This window comes from Clostridium omnivorum, assembly GCF_026012015.1.
Classification (GTDB): domain Bacteria; phylum Bacillota; class Clostridia; order Clostridiales; family Clostridiaceae; genus Clostridium_AX; species Clostridium_AX omnivorum.
In genome coordinates this window covers 1429169-1445108 of the sequence record NZ_BRXR01000001.1, presented here as the reverse complement: position 1 = coordinate 1445108, position 15940 = coordinate 1429169, and the positions used below count along the sequence as shown (strand labels likewise).

Annotated in this window: 17 protein-coding genes; 13 read left to right on the top strand and 4 right to left on the bottom strand. The window is 32.8% G+C overall.

Annotated features, from left to right (window positions below; genetic code table 11):
* Positions 1-64: 64 nt before the first annotated feature.
* Positions 65-856 (bottom strand): sulfite exporter TauE/SafE family protein, encoded by a 792-nt coding sequence (locus tag bsdE14_RS06640; protein ID WP_264849168.1) that lies wholly within the window; start codon positions 854-856, stop codon positions 65-67.
* Positions 856-1446: a TetR/AcrR family transcriptional regulator gene (locus bsdE14_RS06635; RefSeq protein ID WP_264849167.1), complete on the bottom strand. Its 591-nt coding sequence runs from the start codon at positions 1444-1446 to the stop codon at positions 856-858. The genes bsdE14_RS06640 and bsdE14_RS06635 overlap by 1 nt, the downstream gene beginning before the upstream one ends.
* Before the next feature lie 172 nt (positions 1447-1618).
* Between bsdE14_RS06635 and bsdE14_RS06630 the strand changes: the two genes are divergently transcribed.
* On the top strand, positions 1619-2527 hold the full coding sequence (locus bsdE14_RS06630; RefSeq protein WP_264849166.1) for a DNA-3-methyladenine glycosylase family protein: 909 nt from the start codon (positions 1619-1621) through the stop codon (positions 2525-2527).
* Positions 2520-3014 (top strand): methylated-DNA--[protein]-cysteine S-methyltransferase, encoded by a 495-nt coding sequence (locus bsdE14_RS06625; protein WP_264849165.1) that lies wholly within the window; start codon positions 2520-2522, stop codon positions 3012-3014. Before bsdE14_RS06630 ends, bsdE14_RS06625 begins: the two co-directional genes overlap by 8 nt.
* A gap of 80 nt (positions 3015-3094) precedes the next feature.
* Here the strand turns inward: bsdE14_RS06625 and bsdE14_RS06620 are convergent, their stop codons facing one another.
* Positions 3095-4018 carry a LysR family transcriptional regulator gene (locus bsdE14_RS06620; protein ID WP_264849164.1) on the bottom strand — a complete coding sequence of 308 codons (924 nt, stop codon included), beginning with the start codon at positions 4016-4018 and terminating at the stop codon, positions 3095-3097.
* 183 nt (positions 4019-4201) lie between these two features.
* Between bsdE14_RS06620 and bsdE14_RS06615 the strand changes: the two genes are divergently transcribed.
* A complete protein-coding gene (locus bsdE14_RS06615; protein WP_264849163.1) occupies positions 4202-5302 on the top strand; it encodes an AbrB family transcriptional regulator in 1101 nt (366 codons plus the stop codon).
* 92 nt (positions 5303-5394) lie between these two features.
* On the opposite strand, the gene bsdE14_RS06610 is transcribed toward bsdE14_RS06615, so the two are convergent.
* Positions 5395-6087, bottom strand: coding sequence for a response regulator transcription factor (locus bsdE14_RS06610; protein WP_264849162.1), 693 nt, complete (start codon positions 6085-6087; stop codon positions 5395-5397).
* Positions 6088-6320: 233 nt separating this feature from the next.
* Here bsdE14_RS06610 and bsdE14_RS06605 point away from each other — a divergent pair, with 233 nt between their 5' ends.
* The 10 genes from bsdE14_RS06605 (at position 6321) to bsdE14_RS06560 (ending at position 15932) form a co-directional block, all read left to right on the top strand.
* The gene (locus bsdE14_RS06605) at positions 6321-8573 is read left to right on the top strand and encodes a sensor histidine kinase (protein ID WP_264849161.1); all 2253 of its coding nucleotides are present in this window, start codon (positions 6321-6323) and stop codon (positions 8571-8573) included.
* A gap of 159 nt (positions 8574-8732) precedes the next feature.
* Complete coding sequence (locus tag bsdE14_RS06600; protein WP_264849160.1) at positions 8733-9419, top strand: GntR family transcriptional regulator; 687 nt, start codon at positions 8733-8735, stop codon at positions 9417-9419.
* A 4-nt stretch (positions 9420-9423) separates the two neighbouring features.
* A complete protein-coding gene (gene citG / locus bsdE14_RS06595) occupies positions 9424-10302 on the top strand; it encodes a triphosphoribosyl-dephospho-CoA synthase CitG (protein WP_264849159.1) in 879 nt (292 codons plus the stop codon).
* 167 nt (positions 10303-10469) lie between these two features.
* Positions 10470-10769 (top strand): citrate lyase acyl carrier protein, encoded by a 300-nt coding sequence (citD, locus tag bsdE14_RS06590; protein ID WP_264849158.1) that lies wholly within the window; start codon positions 10470-10472, stop codon positions 10767-10769.
* Positions 10769-11668 (top strand): citrate (pro-3S)-lyase subunit beta, encoded by a 900-nt coding sequence (gene citE, locus bsdE14_RS06585; RefSeq protein WP_264849157.1) that lies wholly within the window; start codon positions 10769-10771, stop codon positions 11666-11668. The genes citD and citE overlap by 1 nt, the downstream gene beginning before the upstream one ends.
* A complete protein-coding gene (gene citF / locus bsdE14_RS06580) occupies positions 11658-13190 on the top strand; it encodes a citrate lyase subunit alpha (protein WP_264849156.1) in 1533 nt (510 codons plus the stop codon). Before citE ends, citF begins: the two co-directional genes overlap by 11 nt.
* 84 nt (positions 13191-13274) lie before the next feature.
* Positions 13275-13814 (top strand): citrate lyase holo-[acyl-carrier protein] synthase, encoded by a 540-nt coding sequence (gene citX / locus bsdE14_RS06575; protein ID WP_264849155.1) that lies wholly within the window; start codon positions 13275-13277, stop codon positions 13812-13814.
* A gap of 98 nt (positions 13815-13912) precedes the next feature.
* A complete protein-coding gene (locus tag bsdE14_RS06570; RefSeq protein WP_264849154.1) occupies positions 13913-15316 on the top strand; it encodes an oxaloacetate decarboxylase subunit alpha in 1404 nt (467 codons plus the stop codon).
* Positions 15317-15338: 22 nt separating this feature from the next.
* Positions 15339-15554, top strand: coding sequence for a hypothetical protein (locus bsdE14_RS06565; protein WP_264849153.1), 216 nt, complete (start codon positions 15339-15341; stop codon positions 15552-15554).
* Positions 15555-15584: 30 nt separating this feature from the next.
* Complete coding sequence (locus bsdE14_RS06560; protein WP_264849152.1) at positions 15585-15932, top strand: biotin/lipoyl-containing protein; 348 nt, start codon at positions 15585-15587, stop codon at positions 15930-15932.
* The last annotated feature ends 8 nt before the right edge of the window (positions 15933-15940 follow it).

The following is a 15940-nucleotide window of genomic DNA, read 5'->3' as shown; positions in this document are numbered from 1 at the left end:
AACTTACTCATATTGGTTAATAAAAGTGGCTTAAAGTATAAGCCACTTTTATTTGCAGACAATACTATTTTATTATTTCGATTATAGTCATAATCACACCCATAGACATAAAACATATACCAACTACTCTCTGCAAGGTTTTTTCATTAACCTTGTTTGCATATCGAGAACCTAGAACTCCACCCAGCACTGCTCCTACTGACAATATTATACCTAATAGAATATCTATGTTGCCTCTAGCAGCATAACCCACAGTTGAGGAAAGAGCAGTTATAGCCATTATAAGAGTAGAAGTACCTATAGCCTTATGAAGTGGGAAAGACATTAATATTATTAATGCTAGGAGGATCATAACTCCACCGCCGGCTCCAAATATTCCGCTTAATACTCCTATGCCAAGTCCTATAATCAAAGCTGCTAATATTTTTTGCCATTCTGCCTTAAACTGAATAAAGCCGCTTACTGAGTCTGAAGGATCTTTTTTCTCTTTATAGCTCTTACGCAGCATTGAGAGGCCTGCAATAATTAGAACCACTCCAAAGCTGGTGGAAAGGTTGCCCTCTCCCATTTTGCTTGCAAATAGAGCACCTAGTTGAGCTCCAATAATAGAGGTTAGAGCTATCCAAATACCTGATTTAAGCTCTATATTTCCATTCTTATAATAAGAATAAGCTACAGTTAGAGAAGCTATAACATCTACAAAAAGACTTGTACCTATTGCGGTATGAACATTAAGTTTAAACAGCATAGTTAGAATAGGAACTATAATCATAACCCCACTAGCACCTATAAGACTTGTTATACCACCAGTTACAACACCTGTAGCTATTGCTAATAAATAAAAAATTAAATTCATTAAACTTTATCTCCTTTTACATTGTTTTTAACAGATAAACTTATAAACTCTACTAAAAAGTTAATATTATTTTCTTTATCATTTGGATGAAGTTCTAGCATTGTTAATGTAGATACTAATAAGCATTCAGCTAATCTGATATCGATAGATGAGCATTTGCTTAAGTGTTCTGGCTTCTCATAGCCGCTAAAAAGGTTCTCTAGTCTTAATAACAAGCTGTTTTTTAATTCATCTATTTCCTTATCGTCCTTTAACTCAAGTATTGATTTGTCTAATAAAGCTTTACCTAAGCCATTTCTTCCCTCTATATCTTCATATAGTATGCTTATAAATTTTCTAAGCTTTTCTTTATAGGAGACAGTAGCCTGGTTTATAATATCAAGTTTTTCAAAGGTATTTTTCCAGCTTTCTTTGAGAATGGCTAGATAAAGCTGCTTTTTATTTTTATAGTAATTATATAGAGTTCCAACAGCCACACCAGACTTTTTAGATATCATTCTCATATCAACATTGGTATAGCTAAGCTCAGAGAACAATTCCATGGCACAGTTTTTTATAGTTATGTCAACATTACTTATTATCTTTGGCATAAAAACACCTCTTTTTATGAACGACTGTTCATTTAGAATACAAGTACTATTATATGAGCATTTTTTTTATTTGTAAATATAGAAAGGAGAAATTGTTTATTGTTATTTATAAATTATCAAGGTAAAATAGTTATATAATCTGAACTATTGTTCTCATTGGTGGTGTAAATCAGTGAATTGGAGAGAAAATGATAAATATTTAGAATTAATAACACCAGATCAGTTTAGCTTTAAGGAATGTTTAGTGTTTTTAGGCCGATCTGAAAATGAGTGTCTGCATTATATTTTAGATGGATGCTTGTATAAATTAATTAAAATAGATGAAGCTATGATCTTATTAAAAATTAGTAGTGAAGCAGGCATTTTAAAAATAGAATTCCCTGATAAGTATCCTTCTCAGATTATTAGAACTAGTATAGCAAAGTATATTTGGGATTTATTTGATTTGGATAGAGACTTAGTAAATTTTTATTCACTAGCAAGCAAGGATAAGATTTTAAATATGCTAGTAAACAAGTATCATGGGCTGCGTATAATTGGTATTCCTGATTTGTTTGAAGCATTGACATGGGCAATTATAGGACAGCAGATAAATTTAGCTTTTGCGTATACATTAAAAAAGCGATTTGTTGAAAGCTTTGGAGAAAAGATAATTTATAATGGTAAAGACTATTGGATATATCCTGAACCAGAAGTTGTCTCAAAGCTTCAAGTATCTGATCTTACAAAGCTCCAATTTACAACTAGAAAGGCAGAGTATGTAATTGGAACTGCAAAGTTACTCGCTAGTGGTGAAATTAATAAAGAAGAATTGTTGAAAATAAAAAATTATAATCAAGTTAGAGATATTTTACTAAGAATAAGAGGAGTTGGTAAATGGACGGCAGATTATGTTATGATGAAATGCTTAAAGGTTCCAGAGGCATTTCCAATAGCAGACGTAGGACTTCATAATGCACTAAAGCTTCAACTAGAATTAGATAAAAAACCATCTATTGAGGAGATTGAAAGTATATCATTAAATTGGAAGGGGTGGGAGGACTATGCTACCTTCTACCTGTGGAGGTCATTGTATGAATAACATTAGTAAAGCTTATTATAATTCTCCTATAGGGATTATAGAAATAAAAGGTACAGAAGAAGGAATACTGTCCATTTTGTTTGAAGAGGAAATTGAAAATAATGAAGGAACTGTTTATGTTTCGGAAGTGGTAAAGGATTGTTTAAAACAGCTTGATGAATATTTTACTGGCAGACGTAAGGAGTTTAATGTTAATTATATTTTTGAAGGAACAGATTTTCAAAAGAAGGTATGGAATGCACTAACTAGTATACCATTTGGAAGAACTGCAACTTACAAGGATATTGCTGAAGCTGTAGGAAGTCCTAAGGCAGTAAGGGCTGTAGGGAGCACAAATAGTAAAAACCTTGTAAGTATAATTGTACCTTGTCATAGAGTAATTGGAACTAATGGAAAGCTTACAGGCTATGCAGGCGGACTTTGGAGAAAAGAATGGCTTTTAAACCACGAGAAAAAATATAGTTCTTCAAATGAGGACAATTTATAAAAATAATTATGTTATAAGTAATTACAAAGAGGCTGTTGATATATTTATATCAGCAGCCTCTTTTATTTAAATATAATTTATTAATGTTTTTTTACTACAAAAGTCTCTTTCATAATACTTATGAATTCCTGAGAGGCCTTAGAAAGATATCTTCCTTTACGATAAGCTATTACTAATTCTCTAGTTAGAGGAATATCCTCAATTGATAGGTATATTGGATTTGGAGAAGAAAGGCGCATAAGGTTTAAGCTATCTGGAATAAAGGTAACGCCCATACCAGCTGAAACTAGTGCATTAGCTGCTTCAATACTTTCACTCTCTAGTATGATTTTTGGCTTAAAGCCTGCTTTCTTACATAAGTTTGTTGCAACATGATGAAGCTTTTGATCTTGCTTTAATAAAATAAAAGATTCATTACTTAATTCAGAAATCTTAATTTTAGGACGATTACTCTGCTTATCATGGATTATTTTTTCCTTAAGGGGATGCTCGGGTGGAATTGCTACTAATATTTCTTCAGTAAAAATATATTCATAATCAAATAAATTTTCTTCAATAGGAAAAGTCATTATAGCAATATCTATAGTACCCTTTAGAGCCATTTTTTCTAGTTCAGAAGAGTTATCCTCAACAAGAATTACTTCAATTCCAGGAAATTTTTTGTAAAATATAGGAAGTATCTTTGGCATAAGATAGGTGCTTCTAAGAGTGGAAAGTCCAATAACTAATCGCCCTTTTTTTAAGTTTGCTATATCCTCCATTTGTTTAGTGAGCTGGTCTTTTAAATCTAAAATATTCTTAGCTGTTTCCACATATAATTCTCCTGCATAAGTAAGCTGAAGGGGAATTGTAGTTCTATCAAACAATTTTACTCCTAATTGATGTTCAAGCTTTTGAATATATTGGCTTAGGGAAGGTTGTGCCATAAAAAGCTTTTGAGCAGCTTTAGAGAAGCTTTTTTCTTCTGCTATTTTCAATATATACTGAAGTTCACGAAAATCCATTGCTAATACACCTCTTTTTAAGTATGTAAATTACTATACATACATTTTTGCAGTTATAGGTTTAAACTATATGATTTATAAATAATATAGTATTAGATATATCACTTATTCAATGATACAATATTATTGGATATTAAACAACCAGACAAGGTACAAAAATGTTGAAATAGAAAGGTTTTTCATATGATACAATTAGCTATAACTTCAATTATTGGTCTTATAGGTGGATTAATAGCACTACGTTTTAAAGTGCCAGCAGGAGCTATGGTAGGCTCTATGCTTATAGTAGCAATATTTAATGTAATAACCGGGAAGGCGTATATGCCGCAAGATGTTAAGGTAATTACACAAATGGCAGCTGGGGCATTTATTGGAGCAGGAATTAGATACAAGGATGTTATGGATTTAAGAAAGATGATTAAACCAGCAATTTTAATGGTAGCTTCCATGATAACACTAGATACTTTTATGGGATATATAATGTATAATATAACTGGGATTGATTTAGTTACTTCCTTGTTTGCCTGTGCACCAGGCGGAATAGTGGACATGTCTATTATAAGCGGCGATTTAGGAGCAGATTCTTCTAAAGTAGCACTGCTGCAGCTAGTGAGACTTATGAGTGTAATGACACTATTTCCTGTAATGATGAAGTTTATATCCTCCCATATTTCGGATTCAAAAGGTATAAATGATTCGCTTGAAAAAAATGATGAAATGGAAAATAAAGAGTTATGCTCTGATATGAGCAAAAGCGAGAAAAAAATAGTGCAAGTGGGTAATGGGAAAAAAGACAGGGCAATAAATTTAACACTTACCTTGGGAATTGCTGCCGTTTTTGGATTAGCAGGATATAAGTTAGGAGTTCCTGCAGGGGCAATGACTTTTGCTATGGTGGCCGTAGCTGCCTTAAATGTAATTTTTGAAAGAGGTTATATGCCTTTAAATCTAAGAAGACTTACTCAAGTTTTTGCTGGAGTACTTATAGGAGAAAGAATGACCTATGGAGATATAATAGCACTTAAAAGTGTAATACTTCCAGCATTTATTCTTTTAATTGGTATCATTGCAGTAAATTTATTAATTGGCTTCTTTATTAGCAGAGCCAGCGGATTAGATTTAATTACATCACTTTTAGCAAGTACTCCAGGAGGAGTATCTGATATGGCTATAATTGCAAAGGATCTTGGAGGGGATGCTCCTAAGGTGGCTATTTTGCAACTAGCAAGGTATGTATGTGTAATAGCCATTTTTCCGGTACTTATTAAATTATTGTGCACTTAATGAAAGTTTTTCCTACAAAAAAGGCTGTTTACAAGTAAGCTGTAAACAGCAGAATTTGATAAATGACTAAGGCATATATTAAAAGCTACATTTTATGTAGAAAACTGATATCCAATACCCCATACTGTTTTAATATATACAGGTTTACTAGGGTTATCTTCAATCTTATTCCTTAGATATTTTATATAAACCATAATGCTGTTATCATCAGTTAGGATATCATGCCAAACATTTTGATAGAGCTCTTCCTTTGAGAATACTTGGTTTGGGTGTTCCATAAAAAATTTAAAGAGTTTTGTTTCTTTAGAAGATAATTTGATTTCTACATCATTTTTGTATAGCTTATAAGTTTTTAAATCAAATTTGAAGGGGTCACGAATTATATAATTTCCATGGGCATCTTCCTGTAAAATTTCTCTATGTCTTTTAACTTGGGATTTTACTTTGGCGCAAAGTAGTGCTGGACTAAAAGGTTTTGTAATATAGCTGTCAGCACCTAAATCTAAGCCATGTATTATATCCTCATCCTCATTTTTACCACTAAGAAATATTATTGGCAGCTGCAAATTATGTTTTCTAATTTCTTTTGCAACATCGTAGCCGGAAATATCGTCCATTAATATATCCAGTATAACTAAATCAAAATTATAATTATTAAGCATTTCAAGACCACGAGTTCCATTTTCGGCTTGATAAACTACCATGTCTTGACTTGAGAGTATTTTACATACTAATTTTCTGATGGGTTCTTCATCTTCAACAATAAGTATTTTTATTTGTTCCATAGCTACCTCTCTAAAATTAAAATTAGTAAATCAATTAAGAATGCAAGAAAAATATAATAGCATATAATTTAAGTTTATTATATTAAATTAATAGTGTAAAAATCAATAACTACTTTCGATAATATAGTATAAATTGAATTAACAAAAATCAGAATCAAATTATTAAGAGTGTAATGACACAAGCATAATATTGCTATTTGTCCTAAAGAAATATAGGAGGATAAAAATCTTTTATGAGAAGATTATTAAATAAGATTAGAAAAAAATTATACATAGAAAAAAAATCTGTAAGGGTTTTATTATATATTATAGTAACGTTAATTTTAATAGGTTTAACTTATGAAACCTACAAGCAATATGAAAATACAATAGTTACTCAGCAGGAGCAGGAGCTTTTGGATATTTCTAAATCCATATCCAGAAGTATTGATGTTTTTATAGATGATATTGAGGATAGCATGAAAATTGTTACCCTTGATAATCAATTTATTAAAGAAATATCACACATTGAGCAAGGAAATAATGCAAATGTCTATAGTGAAAAGCTTAAATCCTATTGCGATGCAGAAGGAACGCCAGTTAAGGCAGTGTTTTATTATGATAAGAGCGGCAAAATTATAACTAAGTACCCTCAGAGTGCTAATGTTGATAACAGCAGTATAGAAAATGACCTTAAAACTGCTATAGACACAAAAAAAACTTATGTTGGAAAGGCATTTTTAGATGAAAGTAAAAAAAGCTTTGTTGTGAACATTTATCAGCCGGTTTTTGATGGAAGTAAGTTTAAAGGAATAATGGCTGCTTCAATAAGTCTAGATGCTATATATGACAAACTTATCGCTCCAGTAAAAATAGGTGGAAAAGGATATGCAATGGTAAAAGACCAAAAGGGTATTATCATTATGCATACAGTTCAAGAGCAGGTGGGAATGGATGTTATTGAAACAAGAAAACAAGTGTTTCCAGGTCTAGATTTTACTGAACTTGAGGATTTAATAGACAAACAGTTAAAGGGGGAGGAAGGTACAGCATTGTATCATTCCTATTGGTGGGGAGATAATGAGCTTAAAAAGGTAAGAAAACTTAATGCTTATTCACCAGTTTATTTTGGTGATTATTTTTGGATTGTAGCAATAACTATGTCTTATGATGAAGTGCAGGGGCCAATAAATACATTTTTGGTTAAAATAATAGGTATAGACTTTTTAATAATTGTAATACTATATTTCTTGCTCTCAACCTTTATTAAGATGAAGAGAACCAAGGAAGAACATGAGAAAGAAACAGAGTATTTAAAAATGGTGAATGAGACTTCTGAGCAGCTGAGAAAAAAGGAAACAGAACTCTATCATTCTCATAAGCTAAACATGATTGGTACACTTGCAGGAGGTATAGCCCATGACATAAATAATCTTCTTACTCCAATACTAGGCTATTCGGAATTAATGCTTATGACTATGCCTAAAAATAATGAATACTATGAGGAGATTGAAGAGATATATAAAGCTTCACAAAAGGGGAAGGATTTAGTAGGACAGATTTTAGTCTTTAGTAGAAAAGATAATGGTATAGTAAAAATAGAACCAATAGATATAAATGAGGTAGTTAAGCAAAGCTTAAAGCTTGTAAAATCAGTGTTACCTAAGAATGTAGTAATAAAAGAAAATATTAATGAAGACTCTGGATATGTTATAGCTAATTTTACTCAGATACATCAGGTTATATTTAATTTATGCACTAATGCATATCAGTCCATAAAGAGAGGTCAGGGTATTATTGAAGCATCTTTAAAGAGAGTGGCTGGAACAGAAATAGATGGCTTGTCTAAGGAAAAAAACTATGTGGAGTTTATTATTAAAGATAATGGCTGCGGAATGGACGAAGAAACTAAAACAAGAATATTTGACCCATTTTTCACTACAAAGGCTATTGGCGAGGGTACAGGACTAGGACTGTTTATAGTTCAAAATATAATCAATAAGTATAAGGGAATCATTACAGTAGAAAGTGAGCTCGGCTCAGGAAGCTGTTTTAAAGTATATTTGCCTATAAGTGAGGAAATTGTTAGCTTAGAGGAAAGTAAAAAAGATAGTAGCCTAATCATCAGCAAGAAAAGAATATTGGTTGTTGATGATAATGAGGAAGTTGTAAAGATGTTAGAAAAAAGCTTAAATCATCTTGGATATAATGTAATTACTGAAACAGACAGCCTTGAGGCATTGAGGCTATTTGAAGAGGATCATGAGAATATTGACTTAGTAATAACGGATTATATTATGCCTAATATTAAGGGAAATGAGCTTGCAGCTCACATTAAAAAAATTAAAAAGAATGCAGGTGTTATACTAATAACAGGCTATATTGACGATGATGAAGAAAAAGGGCAGCACAGCCATATTGAATTTATTGATGAATGTATTTCAAAGCCTATAGAGATTAGTAAGCTTAATGAGGTTATAGTAAAAGTAATGGCAAAATTCTCATAGAATAAATACTTTTATTAAAGAATTTATAAAAAACACTAAATTTTCAGAGGAAAAGTTAGTGTTTTTTAATATTATGTTTATTAATACTCGATTTTTTTTTAGTTTTTGGTTAAAATCTATATATAAGATTAACGGTTTATTATAGAAAGGAAGTTTCTAATGATAAATTATATGGATGAACTTGTCAAGGATACAAATTTTAATCAAAACAAACCTATAAGAGAAGTGGTATATGAGAGTTTAAGAAGGACTATTATCAGCGGTGTGATTCCTGCTGGTGAAAGAATAGTAGAGAAGGAGTATGCAGAAAGACTAAATATTAGCAGAACTCCTGTAAGGGAAGCTCTTAGACTGCTTGAAATGGAAGAGTTAGTTGAGTACCTGCCAAGAACAGGAGTTGTAGTAAAAAGGATTTCTGTTGAAGATGCAATTGAAATTTATAAGATTAGACATAGTCTTGAAGTACTTGCTTCTATAAATGCTATGGATAATATTACGGAAGAAGAAATAAGAGATATTGAAAATCTTTTAGACATTACAGAGCAGAAGAATAAAGAAGGAGATGTGGAAGAAGTAATAAGGCTGTTTGGTGTGTTCAACACTAAAATTTATGAAGCTAGCAGGATGAAAAGGCTGGCTAACATGATAAGCAGACTTAATGAATACCTTCAGAGGTTTAGAAATATATCCATATCTGAAAATGAAAGAAGAGAAAAGGCTTTAAGGGAACACAGGATAATATTAAAGGCTATAGCTGAAAAGAATAAGGATCAAATAGATGATATAATAAAGAAACATTTAGAGGATTCAATTGAAATTGTTATTGCTGAGATGAAGGGAAAATAAATAGATGAAATCTAAAGAAGAATTTGCTCATTATATTGCTTCTTTGGCACAAAGGGCAATACTATATGAGGTTAGTACTACACCTAAACCAGGATTAGTAGACAGGGATAATGCAGGTGCTCATAGAGACATGGACTTTTTTACCTTTATGGCAAGCAGCTCTGTTTTATACAAAGGTTTTTATGATTGTACTTTAGTAGGCTTAAATTTTGACGAGGTTGACAGCACAAAGCTTTTAGATAAGGTTAGAAAGCCAGGAGTTCAATGTGAAAAAAGAATGTTTGAAGCTACTAATGGTGTAAATACGCATAAGGGTATTATATTTTCCTTAGGTATTTTATGTGCCGTTGTAGGAAACATGTATAGAAAAAATGGGACTCTTGAGTTTACAATAGAGGAAATTTGTGAGGAAGTAAAAAAAGTAGCTAAGGAATTAACCCTCAGTGATTTTAAAGGAGTTAAGGACAAAACAGTACTTACCCACGGTGAAAGATTGTATATAGAATACGGATATAAAGGCATACGAGGCGAAGTTGAAAGCGGCTTTAGTAGCGTAACAAAAAGTTCCATAAAGGTGCTAAGAAATTGGAGTGGCCATGACAAGCTGTCTATGAATGATCTTTTCCTGGATGTATTACTAAATCTTATGGCCTACAGCGAAGATACAAATGTGATTATTAGAGGCGGCACGGAAAGTCTTGCATATGTAAAAGAAGCTTCAATAGCCTTCCTAGATGCAGGAGGAATGAAACAGCCTAATGCAAAAGAGAAGCTTGAAGAAATGAATAAGGATTTTATAAAGAGGAATATAAGCCCTGGCGGTTCAGCGGATTTGCTGGCAGTATCCATATTTTTTGGAATATTGGAAGGGAAAATTAGTTAAGAAATAGGAATGACTTAAAAGGTCATTCTTTTTATTTTATAAATAATATATTGTCAAAAGTACACGAAAAGAACATTGAAGAACACGAAAAAAACTTGGGGTGAACTAAGGGCAGCTTTATAATTAAATTAGTAATTATTAAACATGAATTAGGAGTGAGAAAGAATATGAAAATCATAAATAGTTCAATAGCTGGGACTTTAGAATCTAGCGATATCCAAATAATGATTGAACCTAAAGATGAAGCTGGTATTGAAATCGAATTAAGCAGCAGTGTGGAAAAGCAATTTGGAAAACAAGTAAGAAAAGTTATAAAAGAGACTTTAGAAGCAATGAAAATAGAAAATGCCAGAGTAATAGCTAATGATAAGGGTGCATTAGATTGTACAATAAAGGCTAGAGTTCAATGTGCTGCATGTAGAGCAGCTGGTATGAAAGAGAACTATGACTGGGAGGTGCTTGAATAATGGAACGTTTAAGAAGAACTATGATGTTTCTTCCAGGTAGCAATGCTGGAATGGTTAAAGATGCATATATTTACGGAGCAGACTCAATAATGTTTGACTTAGAGGATGCTGTGGCAATAACTGAAAAGGATTCCGCTAGGTTTCTTGTATATAATGCAATAAAGACAATAGACTATGGCAATACTGAATTAGTAGTAAGAATAAATTCATTAGATACTCCTTTTGGAAGACCAGATATTGAAGCTATGGTAAGAGCTGGAGTTGATGTAATAAGACTTCCTAAAACTGATAGTAAAGAAGATATTCATGCAGTAGAAGCTATTATTGAAGAAGTAGAAAGAAAAATTGGAAGAGAAGTAGGAAGTACTAGGATGATGGCTGCTATAGAAAGCCCAGTTGGAGTAATAAATGCCTACGAAATTGCAACTGCTAGTAAAAGGCTTATAGGAATAGCACTTGGAGCAGAAGATTATGTTACTAACATGAAAACTAAGAGATATCCAGACGGTATGGAGCTATTAGGGGCAAGAACTCAAATAGTTATAGCAGCTAGAGCGGCTGGAATATATGCCTTAGATACAGTTTATTCAGATGTTGATAATGAAGAGGGCTTTAGAAGAGAAGTAGAATTAATTAAGCAGCTTGGTTTTGATGGAAAGTCAGTTATAAACCCAAGACAAATAAAACCAGTCCATGAGATATATGCACCTACTCCTCAAGAAATAAAGAAGTCTATAGATGTTAAGAGAGCTGCTAAGGAAGCAGAAGAAAAAGGTTTGGGAGTTATATCATTAAACGGAAAAATGATAGACAAACCTATAGTTGACAGAGCAGAAAGAGTATTACAACTAGCAAGTGCTGTAGGCTTATACAAGGAGGGCGAGAGCTATGAAAAATAGTTTAGGAAGAGAAATTCCAGAAGAAATTATAAAATCAAGAAAGCTTTATGAAAAGCCATTTTCTATGGACGAAGAAATAACAAAAACAACTCCTAAAGTTAAACCAGTTATTCCTGGAGAAAGCAAACTGCTTGAAAGTATAGAAGAAGCTATAGTAAAAAGTGGATTAAAAGATGGAATGACTATTTCTTTTCACCATCACTTTAGAGAAGGTGATTATATATTAAATATGGTTGTGGATACTATTGCAAAGCTTGGAATTAAGGATATAAAGCTTGCATCTAGTTCTCTAGCTGGTATACATAAGCCATTAATTGAACACATTAAGAATGGTGTAATTACAAGCATCACAACAAGTGGACTAAGAGGCGCACTTGCTGAAGAAATATCAAATGGGCTAATGAAAGAGCCAGTAATAATAAGATCCCATGGTGGAAGAGCTAGGGCAGTAGAAGCTGGCGAGATAAAAGTAGATGTTGCCTTTTTAGGAGCTCCATCCTGTGATGAATACGGTAATGCAAGTGGTACAGGAGGAAATGCAAACTGCGGCTCATTAGGTTATGCAAAGGTAGATGCCCAATATGCAGACAAAGTAATTATAATAACAGATTGCTTAGTTGATTTTCCAAATATGCCTGCAAGTATCCCACAAACAAATGTTGATTATGTGGTTAAGATAGACAAAATAGGTGATCCTGCGGGAATAGCTTCTGGTGCTACAAGATATACTAAAAATCCAAAGGAATTATTAATTGCAGAATATGCAAGCAAAGTTATAATTGAATCTGGATATTTTAAGGATGGCTTTTCCTTCCAAACAGGAACTGGTGGCTCATCACTTGCTGTAAGCAGATTTATTAGAGAAGAAATGATAAAAAGAGATATCAAAGCTAGCTTTGCCCTTGGTGGAATAACTAAGCCTATGGTAGAGATGCATGAAGAAGGACTAATTAAAAATATCTTTGATGTACAAGGCTTTGATTTAAGTGCAGTAGCTTCAATTGGCAAGAATCCAATGCATCATGAAATAGATGCTTCTTTCTATGCTAATCCACATAACAAAGGCTGCATTGCAAATAAGTTAGATGTTGTTGTGCTATCAGCCTTAGAAATAGACACAAATTTTAATGTAAATGTTATGACAGGATCTGATGGCGTTTTAAGAGGAGCTTCTGGTGGACACTGTGACACTGCAGCTTGTGCAAAGCTAACTGTGATTGTTTCTCCATTAATTCGTGGAAGAATACCTTGTGTTGTTGATTCTGTAAATACAGTTATTACACCAGGTGAAAGTATTGATGTACTTGTTACAGAAATAGGTATTGCAATTAACCCAAGAAGAACAGACTTAATTGAAAACTTTAAGAACCTAAGTGTTCCTGTTTATACTATTGAAGAACTAAAGGAAAAAGCTTATAAAATAGTAGGAACTCCGGACAAAATTCAGTATGAAAATCAAGTAATCGCAGTAGTTGAATATAGAGACGGAAGCATCATTGATGTTGTAAGAAAAGTAAAATAAGAAGCATATAAGCTATTTAACTGAAATAGGATTTATAACATACAAATTTGCTATAAATCCTATGAAATTTAGGAGGGTTATAAGGTGAGCTTATACTTTAAAGGTGAAGAACAAACTTTAGATGACATTTTAAGAGCAAGAGAAATAAGAGTTAATAATCAGCACTATTTGCTAGACAAGTATGGTAGCACAGTTGTATCTTATAAACTAAATATACCTGGACCCGTAAAGTATAACTCCCTTGTAAAACAGATATATGATGAAGGTTTGCTTGTTTTTAAGCAAAAAATAAATGAATATCCAATTCATATGCTGTATGAAAAGGAATTTATTAAAAATAGTGGCCCAGAGTATTTAGCTGTGTTTGATATATCAGCAGCTTTGATAAAGGAGTTAACAACCTCAATTGAGGAAAATCATCCTTTAGGAAGATTGTATGATTTTGATGTTTTGGATGCTAAGGGAAGGCAAATTTCTAGGGAGGACTTAGGAATAAGCCCAAGAAAATGCTTATTATGTGATAATAATGCATTTGCATGTGGGAGATCAAGGGCACATGGGGTTAATGAGCTAATTGATAAGATTGAATCCATGGCAATTGATTATTTCCAGTTGATGCGTTAACATAGATAGTATAGCTTTAGTGGAATTATGAGGAACTTAAGGAATAATAGTACTATAAAGATTTGTAATCTTTATAAGGTTATGAGGAGGTAAAGATAGTGAATCCAGTTAAAATAACAGAGACATCATTAAGAGATGGACATCAGTCTCTAATAGCTACAAGATTAAGAACTGATGAAATATTGCCTATACTAGAGAAAATGGACAGAGTTGGATATAATGCATTAGAAGTATGGGGAGGAGCAACCTTTGATGCTTGTTTGCGTTTTCTTAATGAAGATCCATGGGAAAGGCTTAGAGCAATAAGAAAAGTTGCTAAGAATACCAAACTTCAAATGCTTTTAAGGGGACAAAATCTTTTAGGATATAAGCATTATGCAGATGATGTAGTTGAGGAATTTATAAAGAAATCCGTTGAAAATGGAATAGACATAATTAGAGTTTTTGATGCATTAAATGATACAAGAAATCTAGAAACTTCAATCAAGGCAATTAAAAAGGCTGGAGCGCATTGCCAATGTGCAATTAGCTACACTACTAGTAAGATTCATACTATAGATTACTATGTAGAGCTGTCAAAGAAGATGGAAAGCCTTGGCGCAGATTCAATTTGTATAAAGGATATGGCCGGCATACTTACACCATTTTCCGCTTATGAGCTTGTTAAGAGATTAAAGGAAACTGTAAGTATTCCTTTAGAGTTGCACACTCATAGTACAAGTGGAATTGCATCAATGACCTATCTAAAGGCTGTAGAAGCAGGGATTGACATAATTGATACTGCAATTTCACCTTTTGCTGAAGGTACTTCACAGCCAGCTACAGAATCACTAGTACTTACCCTAAAGGAAAGTGATAGAGACCCTAAACTTGATACTAACCTATTAGGAGAAATTGCTGATTATTTTAAACCTATAAAAGAAAAGTACAGAGAAAATGGCATACTAAATCCTAAGGTTATGGATGTTGAACCAAAGACTATATCCTATCAAGTTCCAGGAGGAATGCTTTCAAACCTTTTATCACAGCTAAAGGCTCAACGTGCAGAGGATAAATACGAGGCTGTACTTAGAGAAATTCCAAGAGTAAGAGAAGACTTAGGTTTTCCACCACTTGTTACTCCACTTAGCCAAATGGTTGGAACACAAGCAGTGTTTAATATATTAGCTGGTGAAAGATATAAGATGGTACCAAAAGAAATAAAGGAATATGTTAGAGGACTATATGGAAGATCACCAGCACCAATTAATGAAGAAGTTAAACAAAAGATTATTGGTGATGAGGAGATAATCACTGTTAGGCCAGCAGATTTATTAGAGCCAGAAATAGAAAAGTACAGAGCTGAAATTGGTGATTTAGCTACTTCTACAGAAGATTTATTATCCTATATATTATTTCCTCAGGTTGCTAGGAAATTCTTTGAAGATAGGCTAAACCCAAAGACTAATGAAGCTTCAGGTGACAGCTCAGAAAAAATACATTATATTACTGTAACTATGTAATGTATATAAGGTGGTGAAAACAGTGGCAATATCAGATTTTTTTAAGAGACTTTTTGGTAATGAAGAAAAATCAGAAGAGGTAGTAAAGCAGGCAGCTCAAAGCAGTGACGAAAATAGAGTAAGCCTAGAGATTGATGAAGAGGATAGAATTGTTGTAGCTTTAGCAGCAGCTGCTATGGCTGGTGAAGATAAGCCAGATTCACATTTTCATATTTCAAGGATTACTAGAATTAAATAATATAGAATTACAGGAGGGTGTTTAAAAGATATGAAAAAGTATGTTATAAAGTTAAACGGAAAAGCTTATGAAGTAGAAATAGAAGAGGTAACAGGAGAAGCAGCTACTTCTGTGGTAGAAAAAGAAGCTCCAGTACGTACTAGTGCTCCAGTACAAAATGCAGGGGGACAAAAAATAGATGCTCCAATGCCTGGTAATATTGTAAATGTTGCTGTTAAGCCTGGAGATGTAATTAAAAAAGGACAATTATTAGTAGTACTTGAAGCTATGAAGATGGAAAATGAAATAGTATCACCAGTAGATGGAACTGTTACTGCAGTATCAGTAGCTAAAGGCGATTCTGTAAACGCTGGAGATGCTCTTGTTCAAATAGCTTAATTATTTGA